We start from the raw sequence: 12,300 nt of genomic DNA on the forward strand, positions 1-12,300 counted from the left end.
AGATCAGTCCTCCAGGATCATGCTGTGATGGCGAGTGTCGCGCATCGTCAGATAGGTGACCAGTGACACGCCGATCATGCCGGTGACGTACCAGTAAAACCCCTCTTCGAATCCCGAATCCTTGAACCACAAGGCGATATATTCCGCGGTGCCGCCGAAGATGGCGTTGGCAATGGCATAGGGCAGGGCGACGCCCAAAGTGCGGATGTGCGCGGGGAACATTTCGGCTTTGACCACGCCCGAAATCGCACTGTAGCCGCTGACGATCACCAATGCGCCAAAGCAGATCGCGAAAGCCGTGCCGGGATCGCGCGTCACCGCCAGCGTGGTGAAGATCGGATAGGTCAACAGCACCCCCGCCACGCCGAACGCCACCATCAACGGTTTGCGCCCGATCCGATCGGACAGCGCACCTACCACGGGCTGGAGCAGCATGAACAGAAACAGGGTGCCGGCATTGATCGCCGACGCGGTTTCGCGATCGAAGCCGCTGGTGTTGACGAGGAACTTCTGCATGTAGATCGAATAGGCATAGAAGGCGAGGGTGCCGCCGGCGGTGAGCGCCATCACCGTCATCGTTTGGCGCGGGTGGTCGCGTACCAGGGTCATGAAGCCCGACCGTGCCCGCGCCTCGCCGGTGACGTTCGCAAAGCTCTCGGTTTCGAGCAATCCCCGGCGCAACCAGAACACGCTCACCGCCAGCGCGCCACCGATCGCAAACGGGATTCGCCAGCCCCAGGCCTCGAGCGCTGCCTCGCTCATCGTCGCTTGCAACAGCAGCAGGACGCACAGCGCCAGCAACTGGCCGGCAATCAGCGTGACATATTGAAAACTCGCAAAGAATCCGCGCCGATTGCGCCCGGCCATCTCGGCGAGATAGGTTGCGCTCGCGCCATATTCACCGCCCACCGACAGGCCCTGGAGCAAGCGGGCGACCAGCAGCAATGCAGGCGCTGCTACCCCGATCGATGCATAGGTCGGCGTCACCGCGATCATCAGCGATCCGACGCACATCAGCGTGACCGATAGCGTCAGCCCCGCCTTGCGCCCCTTGCGATCCGAATACACCCCCATCAGCCAGCCGCCGATCGGCCGCATGAAGAAGCCCAGCGCAAAAACTGCGGCGGCCTGCAACAATTCTACGGTGGGGTCGTCGCCAGGGAAAAAGCGCGGCGCGAAATATAGGGTAAAAGCGGCATAGGCGTACCAGTCATACCATTCGACCAGATTGCCCGCCGATCCCCCCAGAATTGATCGCAGCCGTTCGCGGGTGAGTGGGGCCGGCGCATTCGTGTCGATCATGCTTGCTTCATGCCCCCGTCCCGCATCCTTATTCGGCCTGCGACTTAACGATGCTACAGCCGGCAGGACAAGCCGCGTCATCTTGAATGCAGCAAAGCGGCGCATATGGGTTGATACCAGCGCGGCATGTTGCTACGTGGCCATCCAGCGCCCGGGAACCTAGTTTCCGGCGATAATGATTCTATAGATCAACCGTCATCTGCAGTTAAGCAATCGGAGTTTCCCGACCTCATGCAAATCATCGTTCGCGACAACAACGTCGACCAGGCTTTGCGCGCACTCAAGAAGAAGCTGCAGCGCGAAGGCGTGTATCGCGAGATGAAGCTGCGCCGGCACTATGAGAAGCCAAGCGAGAAGCGCGCACGTGAGCGTGCCGCGGCCATCCGCCGCGCCCGCAAGCTTGAGCGCAAGCGCGTCGAGCGCGACGGCGCACGGTAATTGATCGGTTCGCCGGCTTGTGAGCCGGCGAATCTTGTTTCCCCGTTCGCCCTGAGCTTGTCGAAGGGCTGAATCTCTTGCGACGCAAGAAGGACGGGGCTTCGACAAGCTCAGCCCGAACGGAGTGAAGCATTGCTTCCCCGTCGGCCGCGTAGGACACCCGCTCATGTCGACCACCGCAGTTCCGATCCGCCCTACCAAGCGCGGTTACATCGTCTGGCTGTGGGTCGGCGTGCTGGTTGCCGTGCTGGCTGCCGGGCTGTTGGCGTGGAAGGGTACTGCCGCCGTGGTCGCCGATACCGGCACCAACGCGCAGTTCCTGGCGTATAATGCCAGCCAGCCCGGTGTTCGTCAGACCGAAAGCGGTCTGCAATATCGCGTGCTCGAGGCCGGCGAAGGTGAGGGTCGCCCCACCGATAATGATCTGGTGCTGGTGAATTACACCGGCAAGTTCCGTAACGGCGAAACCTTCGACGCGAGTGAGCAGCCGACGCCGATGTCGCCAAAGGGCGTCGTCCCTGGCTTTGGCGAGGGACTAAAGCTGATGCCGAAGGGATCGAAATATCGCTTCTGGCTGAAGCCCGAGCTTGCCTATGGTGCTGAAGCGCAGCGTGATCCGCGTACCGGCCAGGAAGTCATCCCGGGCGAATCGCTGTTGGTCTTCGATGTCGAGATGGTCGATTTCGTGCCTGAGGCCGTTGTTCGCCAGATGCAACAGCAGCAGATGATGCAACAGGGTGCGCCAGGTGGGGTCGCTCCGGGTGGTCCGCAGGGCGCACCACCGTTGCCGATGCCGGGCCAGTAGCGCACTTTGCTTATGCGCCGTGACGCCGATATTGGTCGGCGCTGACGCCCTGAAAGAACGTTGTCTGCCGTAGAACGCCGCTCCCGGGTTAGGCACGGTGCGACATGGCCGATTACCCGTAGTCCTGCTGATCGCAAATCGCTTGAGTCATGTTGCGGCGCACCCATATAGGGGCGACGGGACCGGACACGGGGCGCGATCGATAGCGCGAAATAGGAAAGTCGGAACCCGCGAAAGCCACGCCTGCGGAGCAGCAGGCAGCCAGACCCGGAGTTCTATCGCCGTGTTCGATTCGTTCGACCCACTTATCCTTGCGCGGATGCAATTCGCGTTCACTGTCAGTTTCCATTTCATCTTTCCCGCCTTCTCGATCGGATTGGCGAGTTTCCTTGCGGTATTACAGGGTCTTTGGCTGAAAACCGGCAAGGAACTGTATCACGACCTCTTCAAATTCTGGGTGAAGATCTTCGCCGTCGCATTCGCGATGGGCGTCGTGTCGGGTATCGTGATGTCGTATCAGTTCGGCACCAACTGGTCGGTCTTTTCCGATCGCACCGGCCCGATCCTCGGACCGCTGATGGCGTATGAAGTGCTCACCGCCTTCTTCCTCGAGGCCGGCTTCCTGGGCGTCATGCTGTTCGGCATGGATCGGGTGGGTAAGAAACTGCACTTCGCCGCCACTTGCATGGTCGCGATCGGCACCTTCATCTCAGCGTTCTGGATCCTCAGCGTCAATAGCTGGATGCACACCCCCGTCGGCTACGCCATGAACGATGTCGGCCAGTTCGTGCCGGCGGGATCTTGGATGACGATCATCTTCAACCCTAGCTTCCCTTATCGCCTGTTCCACACCGTAACCGCTGCATATCTGACCACCGCCTTCGTCGTCGGTGCGGTCGGCGGGTATCAATTGCTCAAGGCACGCGCGGGCAAGCGGCGGATCGAAGTCGAGGGCAATGATCCCCCCGCCGCCTCGGCGCACCCCGAACTCCCCCGCTCGGAAGCGGCAGCGCGAAAGATGTTTTCGATGGCGATGTGGATGGCGGCGATCGTTGCGCCCATCCAGATATTTGCAGGCGATTTGCACGGTATCAACACGCTCGAGCATCAGCCAGCCAAGGTGATGGCGATGGAGGGGCATTATGACAGCCACCCCGATGGTGCGCCGCTGATCCTGTTCGGTATCCCCAACGCCGCTGCAAAGCGGATCGATTATGCGGTCGAGATTCCCAAGGTTTCGTCGCTGATTCTAAAGCACGACCTGAACGCGCCATTGGCCGGGCTGGATACCGTTGCCGATGATCGGGAACCACCGGTGGCCATTTTGTTCTGGTCGTTTCGGATCATGGTCGGCATCGGCTTTGCAATGCTCGGGCTTGGCCTGTGGAGCCTTTTTGCTCGCTTTCGCAAGAGGTTGTACGACTGGCCATGGCTGCATCGCGCGGCGATGGTGATGGGGCCATCGGGTTTCGTCGCGGTGATCGCCGGTTGGGTCACGACCGAAGTCGGCCGTCAGCCTTTCACCGTCTATAACCTGCTGACCACGGCCGACAGCGTGTCTCCGCTGGCGGCACCGGCGGTGGGGGCGTCGCTGGTCGCGTTCGTCGTCGTGTACTTCGTCGTGTTCGGCTTCGGCACCTGGTATATCCTCAAGCTGATGGGGAAGGGCGTGCAAGATAACGAACCCGACATTCAGGACGATGCGCCGATCCGCAGCGCCGGCATAACGCCGGGGCCGACGCAGCAGGGCGGGCGGCAACGCGGCGGTCGTTCCTCGGGAGGGCAGCGCGGCGCGTTGCAGCCGGCAGAATAATGTACGTCAACACAGACCTTGCGACGATCTGGGCGGGCATCATCGCCTTTGCCATTTTCGCCTATATCGTGATGGACGGCTTCGATCTGGGTATCGGCATCCTATTCCCGGTGTTCGGTGTCGGCGAAGAGCGCGACCAGGCGATGAATTCGATAGCGCCGGTATGGGATGGCAACGAAACCTGGCTGGTGCTGGGCGGCGGCGGATTATTTGCCGCATTTCCGCTGGCCTATGCAATCATCATGCCCGCGCTCTATCCGCCGATCATCGCGATGCTACTGGGGCTGGTTTTTCGGGGCGTTGCTTTCGAGGCGCGCTGGCGCGACCCCGGGCATCGTCGCTGGTGGGATCTGGCATTTACCTTTGGATCGTTGATCGCAGCCTTCGCGCAGGGCGTGGCGCTGGGGGCGCTGCTTCAGGGGATCGATGTTGATGGCCGCGCCTATGGCGGCGCATGGCTCGATTGGCTGTCTCCGTTCAGCATGTTGACCGGCATAAGCCTGGTCGCGGGCTATGCGCTGTTGGGGGCAACCTGGCTGATCTGGAAGACCGAAGGAGGGACGCAGGCGCGTGCCTACCGCCTCGCATCCCGCTTTGGTGCGCTAACATTGGCGGCGATTGCGGCGGTGAGCGCTTCGACATTGACGCTGGAATATGAATACTATCAGCGCTGGCTCGGCTATCCCGGCGTTCTGCTGACGGCGCAAGTGCCGCTGCTGGTCGGGATATTCGCCTTCGCCTTTTACCGATCGCTCAAGCAGCGGCGCGAGGCGCGGCCATTCCTTCTGGCGCTGGGGCTGTTCGCCTTGAGCTTTATCGGGCTGGGGATCAGCATGTTCCCCTATATCGTGCCCGACAGCGTCACGATCTGGCAGGCCGCAGCACCTGAATCGAGTCAGTTGTTCATGCTGGCCGGGGCGGCGGTGCTGGTGCCGGTGATCCTGATCTATACCGGCTGGGCCTATTGGGTGTTTCGCGGCAAAGTGGGTACCGAGGGGTATCACTGATGCGGCGCGATGAGAGCAGGGCGGCAGGCGGCGATGCTCGGCCGCTTTGGCAGCGGTTGGCCTGGATGGCCGCGATCTGGGGCGCTAGCGTCGGTTTTCTGGGGATCGTCGCGATGATTATTCGCGGCTGGCTGGGGCTCGGTTGAAGCCGGGCGATAGTGGATCGCCTTGATCTGTCCCGCCATCGGACAGGCACAATGGTCGCGGCGGTATCGCGCGAACCGATGATTTGATACTGATGTTACGCCAAACAAAAACGACGACCCGTGAGGGCCGCCGTCCTAGCATTCAAATAAGCAAGGATTAGTTGCTGTCCGAATCGTCATCACCGTCAGCGACGATCACGATACCGGCGATGACAGCAGCTGCTGCCAGAACGCCGATGATGATGCCGCCGCCAGCAATGGCTTCGTTCGACTTGTCACCGGCCGTCGACGCGCGAACCGACTTCGAAACCGACAGCTTGCTGGCGGTGTTGGTTGCAGCGACGACAGGCGACGCAATAAGCGAAACTGCCGAAGCAGCAGTCAGTAGTTTGGCCAAACGCATGGGTAGACTCCCTTGTATTAAACGCAGTCAGTACGCAATTCTACGGTGGCATACTCAACACCGCTTCGCAAGCGCACAACGACACGCAACCGCGAAAGTTGCCACGTTGTTGCCGTGTAGCAACGGTGGCGATAGACCATAAAGGTTGAGGAATTGCAAGGAACTGGCTGAACGGTTCGGCCTATTCGATACCGTAATGATCGGCTTTGGACGCGATGGCGCAGCAGCCATTGTTGGCGATCCGGCGGATCATGACGGCGTTAAAGAAATAGTAACGACAGATAACATGACGGTAACAAATTGTTGATAGTTTAGCCCCGAGAACAGGTGCGTTGGCTATAGCGGGCAGGAGCCCGGCTTGTGATTGCGCCGAACGCTGGCTACCACGCACTGCGATGGATAGCGGTTCGAAGGCAGGTGGCGTGGAGCGGCTTTCATGAGAGCGTGGACGCTGCGGCGCTGGGTGATGGTGACCGCCCTTTGCATACCCGGCTCTCATTCGGCTGCGGTATCGGCAATAGACGGGTCATCCGCGCCGCGTGCCACCCAGCAGGCGCTATTCGAATCGATCCGCACGATGGACCTGCGCCTGGCGACGATCGGCTTTTCGCTGGCCAGAGCCAACCACGCGCTTTGCGATCGGCAGGCTCCCGGCACTGGTTTGGTGATCCACGCCCTCGGACAATATGGCGGCGACGTTCGCAGCGATGCCGGCGCATATTTCGGCTTTGCAACGCCGGTCGCGGTTTTGGCGGTGGTCGATGGTAGCCCCGCTGCCGGGAAGATCGACAAGGATACCGCGCTGATACGCTGGGGTCAGATCGACATCGCAACACTGCCAGCCACGCCGCCCACCGCGCCGTTGATCGCTCTGTACGCGGAGATCGCCGAACATCCGCCCAGCGCGCCGGTCAAAATTGAAACCAGCCGCCAGGAGCAGTTGCGGGTCACTGATCTGCAACCGGTGCCGGTGTGCCGCTCACGATTTGAGCTGCAGCTATCCGATTCGGTGAATGCCGAGGCCGATGGCGAGATGGTGCAAATCTCGTCGCGGCTGTTCGAGCAATATCCCGATGCCGAAATTGCTGTGTTGGTGGCGCATGAACTCGCGCATAATATCCTGCGGCATCGCGAGCGGCTCGATGCGTCGGGGGTGGCCAGGGGGCTGCTATCGGGGGTCGGGCGCAACGCCCGCCTGTTTCGCCAGACCGAGCTGGAGGCGGATATACTCAGCGTCCATCTGCTGGTGAATGCAGGTTATCCGCCGCTTGCCGCCGCGACATTCTGGCGCAAATTCGGACCCGAACACGCCGGCGGCTGGTTTCGCAGCGCGACGCATCCAGGCTGGCGTGAGCGGACTGCGCGGATGCAGCAGGAAGGCGAGGCGATCGCCGCCGGTCGTCTCGATCCCGCCGCGCCACCGATCCTCGGCGTGCGAACCCGTCCGCTCGACGGCGATTGGCGGGCGCTGCTCAGCGCGCGATAAGGTTCAGCCCGCGCGCACCAGCATCGGCGCTGCGTGCTGAGGTGCGGTCGGTTGATCGGGCCATATGCCGCGCGTGTCATATACCCGCTTGGCTGCGCGCTCTTCGAGCGGCACCGATTTGAACACGTCGTGATCGACCAGCACGATGAAGATCGGGCATTGCTCAATCGCAGTGTCGATGTCGATCAGCCGCGCGCCGGTGCCGTCGAACGCGGCGGGCAGCGCCTGCGCATAAGGCTCGACAATCCGCATCCGATCGCCGAACCGTTGCGCCAGCGCCTGTGCCACCTTGAGCGCGGGGCTTTCGCGGAAGTCGTCGATATTGGCCTTGAACGCCAGGCCCAAACAGGCGACCGGCACGCCGGGCATGCTTTCGATCAGTGCCTCGGCACGGCCGATCGTATAGCCGGTCTTGGCATCGTTCACTTCGCGCGCGGTGCGGATCAGCGGGGTGTTTTCGGGGTCGCCATGCACCAGGAACCACGGGTCGACCGCGATGCAATGCCCGCCGACGCCGGGGCCGGGCGACAGGATGTTGACGCGCGGATGCCGGTTGGCGAGGCGGATCACCTCCCACACATCGACGCCCATGCCCTCGGCCACCACCGATAATTCGTTGGCAAAGGCGATGTTGACGTCGCGAAAGGCGTTTTCGGTCAGCTTGGTCATCTCCGCCGCGCGCGACGTCGTGGTGACGCACGCACCGCGCACGAAGCGGCGGTAGAATTGCAGCGCCTTGCGCGCGCAACGCGGGGTGATGCCGCCGATGACTCGATCATTGTCGATCAGCTCGACCAGGATGCGACCGGGCAACACGCGCTCAGGGCAATAGGCGATCGCGATGTCTGGGGTGCCCGGCGTCATTCCCGGCACCTTCAGGTCGGGGCGAAGCCCCGCCAGCAGGTCGCGGACCTTTTCGGTGGTGCCGACCGGCGAGGTCGATTCGAGGATCACGACGTCGCCGGCTTTCAGCGCGGCGGCGATGGTCGTCGCGGCTTCGAGGACATAGCTGATGTCGGGTGCGTGATCGTCGCCGAACGGGGTGGGCACCGCGATCACGAACACGTCCGCCGGCTCGATCGCGGTCGAAGCGCGCAGATTACCGCGCGCGACCACGCCTGAGACAAGCCCGTCGAGGTCGATCTCCTCGATATGCACCCGGCCCGAATTGACCGTCTCGACCACGGTTGCCGACACGTCGATGCCGAGCACCTTGGCCCCGGTGCGCGCGATCACGGCAGCGGTGGGGAGCCCGATATAGCCAAGGCCGAGCACCGCGACGGTGAGTTGGGCATCAGAAAGCATCGGCAACCACCCCAGCGATTCGTGCCGCAGCCTGGCCGTCGCCGAACGGATTGTGGGCGCGCGCCATCGCGGAATAAGCGCCCTTGTCGTCGAGAAGGTTGAAGATTTCGGAAACGATCCGGTCTTCGCCGGTGCCGACCAGCTTGGCGGTGCCCGCCGTCACGCCTTCGGGGCGTTCGGTGGTTTCGCGCATCACCAGCACCGGCTTGCCCAGCGCCGGCGCTTCCTCCTGCACCCCGCCCGAATCGGTCAGCACCAGATGCGCCATGTCGAGCGCGCGAATGAATTGCGGGTAATCGAGCGGTTCGATTCGCGCGATGTTGGGACGATCGCCGAGCAAATCGTCCATCACCGCGACGACATTGGGATTGGGGTGGACCGGAAAGACGATGGCGACGTCGTCGCGCTGCGCGATACGGGCGATCGCGCGCGCGATATTGGCCATGCCGTCGCCGAAATTCTCGCGCCGATGGGTGGTGACCAGCACGATCCGCTTGCCCGCGAATCGCGCCGCGAGCGGATCAAGCGCGGCGGCCAGCGATGGATCGGCGGCGATCCGCGCCTGCGTCCACAGCAAGGCGTCGATCACGGTGTTGCCGGTGACGTGGATCGATGCGGGCGCGATATTCTCAGCCCGAAGCGCTGCCGCCGAGGTTTCGGTGGGCGCGAAATGCAGGTCGGCGATCGGCGCGACGATTCGCCGGTTCACCTCCTCGGGCCAGGGGTGATAGATGTCGCCCGATCGCAAGCCCGCCTCGACATGCGCGACGGGAATTTTACGATAATAAGCGGTCAGTGCGCCGACCATCGCGGTGGCGGTATCGCCCTGGACGATCACCCGATCGGGCTTTTCGGCGTCCATCACCTCGCCAAGGCCGGTCAGCAGCCGCGCGGTGAGGCGGTCGAGCGACTGGCCCGGCTCCATCAAATCGAGATCAATGTCGGGCACCAGCCCCGCGATCGACAGCACTTGGTCGAGCAGCCCGCGATGCTGCGCGGTGACGCAGGTGCGGACCGAAAGGCCGGGGATGGCACGCAGCGCCGCGACGACGGGGAACAGCTTGATGGCTTCGGGGCGGGTGCCGAAGACGATGAGGATGCGGCGATCGGTCATGCGGCGGGATTTAGCGCGCGTGGGTGAAATATCCGCTAATGAACTCAGGCCGTGCGCCGCGACAGGCTATTTGGTCGCCGGAACCGAAGCTGGCGGTCTGGGAAACACCTTGCCCCTGATGATGCCCACCACGAGCAGCGCGGCGGCGGTGGCAAGGCAATCGACTGACCAATCGGCCCATTCGCCCGCGCGGCCCAAACCCATCCATTCCTGGGCAATTTCGATCGTGCCCCCCAGCATCGCATAGAGCACGAACTGCAAGCGTAACGACAGGCCCGGCCACCCGACGCTGCCGATCAAGGGCAGCATCGTGAACGCCAGCACGTGGCGCTGCTCGCCATCGGCGATGATCGATCCCAACGGTCCTGGCGTGAGCGCAAGGTACAGCATCGCCATGACCAGCACGATGAACAGCATTCGGGCGACGATTTGCATCGTGCCGCCTTCGCATGCGCAGCGCGTTTTCGCCACCCCTTGGCGCTGCTTTGATCGGCATGATTGCCTCGCCTGATCGCACACGGTAGGGCAGCCGGCATTCGTGAACGGGAGATTGTCCATGTCGCAAAAGCCGCTACGTAAAGCCGTGTTTCCGGTCGGGGGGCTTGGCACCCGGTTCCTGCCAGCGACCAAGGCCGTGCCAAAGGAGATGATGCCGGTCGTCGATCGGCCGCTGATCCAATATGCCGTCGATGAAGCGATCGAGGCGGGGATCGAGCAGATGATCTTCGTCACCGGGCGGGGCAAGTCGGCGATCGAGGATCATTTCGACATCGCCTATGAGCTGGAAGCGACGATGAAGGCGCGCGGCAAGTCGCTCGACATTCTCGATGCGACGCGGCTGACGCCGGGCAATGTCGCCTATGTCCGCCAGCAGGAGCCGATGGGGCTTGGCCATGCGGTGTGGTGCGCGCGCGACATCGTCGGCGACGAGCCGTTCGCGATCTTCCTGGCCGACGAACTGATGGTCGGCCAGCCCGGCTGCATGAAGCAGATGGTCGAGGCGTATAACCGCGTCGGCGGCAATGTGGTTTGCGGATACGAAGTGCCCGACGACGAGACCGATCGCTATGGCATCGTCGAGCCCGGCGCGGTCGATGGCCAATTGGTCGAGGTGAAGAGCCTGATCGAAAAGCCAAAGCTCGGCACCGCCCCGTCGAACCTGATGATCCCCGGCCGCTATATCCTTCAGCCCGAAGTGATGCGGATCCTGGAAACCCAGGGGCCGGGCGCGGGCAATGAAATCCAGTTGACCGATGCGATGGCGCAACTGATCGGCAAGCAGCCGTTTCACGCCTTCAAATTCGGCGGCGATCGCTATGATTGCGGTGACAAGGCGGGCTACATCCAGGCGAACCTCGCGCTGGCCGTGGCGCGCGATGACATCGGCCCGAAGGTCCGCGCCTTTGCCAAGCAGTTGCTCGGCTAAGGTTTAGCGGTTGCGGTGATTGGCTGGGAGCGGTGGGCCTTGGCTCACCGCTTTTGGTTTGGTTGCTGAGCAGGGGGCGTTCGACTGGCAGACATCGGCGCACGGGAGTTTTGCATCACTTGGTCCGCTGGTGGCATTCGGCGTCACCCTGCGGTAGTGTTCCCAGATTGATTGAGGGGCTGGGAAGTGACGACCGAGCAAATGCCAGTAGAAAAACGGTCAGCGCGAAAGCGGGCCGACGAGATACGGGATTTCCGCTGTAAAAATCTGATCGTCGTTATTGAGGACCCCGAGAACCCGCGTAATATCGGGACGGTCATTCGTAACGTGAACGCCCTTGGTGCCGAGAAGGTGTATGTGATCGATCCTCGCCGGGTACTTCCTGATGACTGGGACGACCTTCGCAAAGAGCCTAAGCTGTCCAAGCTTTCAGTGTCCGCTGTTAAATGGACCTTTGTAAAGCGGTTCGACAGCACGGAAGAGTGCCTTGCTCACCTTGAAAAGAACCGGTTCGTATCGATCGTCACGTCACCCCATCGGAAGGGCAAGGAAAACACGTTCCTTCACGAGGGCGACTTCACAGAGCACGCCAAACTCGCCGTTTGGTTTGGAAGTGAGACGAAGGGGATCAGCGATCTTGCGGTCGAGCGAAGCGAACGGTGCGTGTCGATCCCCATGTTTGGTATGATCGAAAGCCTGAACCTTGGCACCAGCTCGGGAATTGTTCTTTACGAGGTGGCTAAGCAGCGCCGCCAGTATCAGAGCCAATACAGGCTACGCGATCGGCGAGGGGAGCGTGCCACGCCGCTGCCGACCGTCCTGATGCAAGAACCGTGATGCAAAATTTTTGCCTTTTGCGTCAACTGCAGCGCCGTCGCTCAAACCACCACCAGCCTGTCCCCGCCGGTCTCCGCGAGGAACGACACCAGCCCGCCTGCTTCGACCTCGCTGCCCAACGTGTCGAGCGACAGGCCGATCGCGGCCAGGCCGGTCTGGCAGGCGACGATCCGCACGCCCAATGCTCGCAGGTCGGGGGTGAGCGGGTCGGGGGCGGT

At 62.4% G+C, this 12,300-nt stretch carries 13 protein-coding genes; 8 read left to right on the forward strand and 5 right to left on the reverse strand.

Features of this window, described 5'->3' with window-relative positions:
* Nucleotides 1–3: 3 nt before the first annotated feature.
* Nucleotides 4–1,302 carry an MFS transporter gene (locus QU44_RS10385; protein WP_052134677.1) on the reverse strand — a complete coding sequence of 433 codons (1,299 nt, stop codon included), beginning with the start codon at nt 1,300–1,302 and terminating at the stop codon, nt 4–6.
* A 231-nt stretch (nt 1,303–1,533) separates the two neighbouring features.
* On the opposite strand from QU44_RS10385, the gene rpsU reads away from it, so the two are divergent.
* The 5 genes from rpsU (at nt 1,534) to QU44_RS17790 (ending at nt 5,511) form a co-directional block, all read left to right on the forward strand.
* On the forward strand, nt 1,534–1,740 hold the full coding sequence (gene rpsU, locus QU44_RS10390) for a 30S ribosomal protein S21 (RefSeq protein WP_033922075.1): 207 nt from the start codon (nt 1,534–1,536) through the stop codon (nt 1,738–1,740).
* Nucleotides 1,741–1,906: 166 nt separating this feature from the next.
* Nucleotides 1,907–2,545, forward strand: coding sequence for an FKBP-type peptidyl-prolyl cis-trans isomerase (locus QU44_RS10395; protein WP_033922076.1), 639 nt, complete (start codon nt 1,907–1,909; stop codon nt 2,543–2,545).
* Between the two features lie 283 nt (nt 2,546–2,828).
* Nucleotides 2,829–4,358 carry a cytochrome ubiquinol oxidase subunit I gene (locus QU44_RS10400; RefSeq protein WP_033922077.1) on the forward strand — a complete coding sequence of 510 codons (1,530 nt, stop codon included), beginning with the start codon at nt 2,829–2,831 and terminating at the stop codon, nt 4,356–4,358.
* On the forward strand, nt 4,358–5,365 hold the full coding sequence (gene cydB / locus QU44_RS10405) for a cytochrome d ubiquinol oxidase subunit II (RefSeq protein ID WP_033922078.1): 1,008 nt from the start codon (nt 4,358–4,360) through the stop codon (nt 5,363–5,365). The genes QU44_RS10400 and cydB overlap by 1 nt, the downstream gene beginning before the upstream one ends.
* Nucleotides 5,365–5,511, forward strand: coding sequence for a DUF2474 domain-containing protein (locus tag QU44_RS17790; RefSeq protein WP_081987974.1), 147 nt, complete (start codon nt 5,365–5,367; stop codon nt 5,509–5,511). Before cydB ends, QU44_RS17790 begins: the two co-directional genes overlap by 1 nt.
* Nucleotides 5,512–5,668: 157 nt before the next feature.
* Here the strand turns inward: QU44_RS17790 and QU44_RS10410 are convergent, their stop codons facing one another.
* Entirely contained in the window at nt 5,669–5,914 is a 246-nt protein-coding gene (locus tag QU44_RS10410; RefSeq protein WP_197054293.1) for a hypothetical protein, read from the reverse strand.
* 436 nt (nt 5,915–6,350) lie between these two features.
* Here QU44_RS10410 and QU44_RS10415 point away from each other — a divergent pair, with 436 nt between their 5' ends.
* Nucleotides 6,351–7,400, forward strand: coding sequence for a M48 family metallopeptidase (locus QU44_RS10415; RefSeq protein ID WP_156141086.1), 1,050 nt, complete (start codon nt 6,351–6,353; stop codon nt 7,398–7,400).
* Nucleotides 7,401–7,403: 3 nt separating this feature from the next.
* Here the strand turns inward: QU44_RS10415 and wecC are convergent, their stop codons facing one another.
* From wecC to QU44_RS10430, 3 genes are all read right to left on the reverse strand, one after another.
* Nucleotides 7,404–8,705: a UDP-N-acetyl-D-mannosamine dehydrogenase gene (gene wecC / locus QU44_RS10420; protein WP_033922079.1), complete on the reverse strand. Its 1,302-nt coding sequence runs from the start codon at nt 8,703–8,705 to the stop codon at nt 7,404–7,406.
* Nucleotides 8,695–9,819 (reverse strand): non-hydrolyzing UDP-N-acetylglucosamine 2-epimerase, encoded by a 1,125-nt coding sequence (gene wecB, locus QU44_RS10425; RefSeq protein WP_033922080.1) that lies wholly within the window; start codon nt 9,817–9,819, stop codon nt 8,695–8,697. The genes wecC and wecB overlap by 11 nt, the downstream gene beginning before the upstream one ends.
* Nucleotides 9,820–9,885: 66 nt before the next feature.
* Nucleotides 9,886–10,254 (reverse strand): hypothetical protein, encoded by a 369-nt coding sequence (locus QU44_RS10430; RefSeq protein ID WP_131601072.1) that lies wholly within the window; start codon nt 10,252–10,254, stop codon nt 9,886–9,888.
* A 121-nt stretch (nt 10,255–10,375) separates the two neighbouring features.
* Between QU44_RS10430 and galU the strand changes: the two genes are divergently transcribed.
* Together galU and QU44_RS10440 are read left to right on the forward strand one after the other, a co-directional pair.
* Nucleotides 10,376–11,245: a UTP--glucose-1-phosphate uridylyltransferase GalU gene (gene galU / locus QU44_RS10435; protein WP_033922082.1), complete on the forward strand. Its 870-nt coding sequence runs from the start codon at nt 10,376–10,378 to the stop codon at nt 11,243–11,245.
* A gap of 186 nt (nt 11,246–11,431) precedes the next feature.
* Nucleotides 11,432–12,082, forward strand: coding sequence for a TrmH family RNA methyltransferase (locus QU44_RS10440; RefSeq protein ID WP_231621706.1), 651 nt, complete (start codon nt 11,432–11,434; stop codon nt 12,080–12,082).
* Nucleotides 12,083–12,300 lie beyond the last annotated feature (218 nt).

Origin of the sequence: Sphingomonas sp. 37zxx (genome assembly GCF_000786205.1) — a bacterium.
In the GTDB taxonomy this organism is placed as follows: Bacteria; Pseudomonadota; Alphaproteobacteria; order Sphingomonadales; family Sphingomonadaceae; genus Sphingomonas.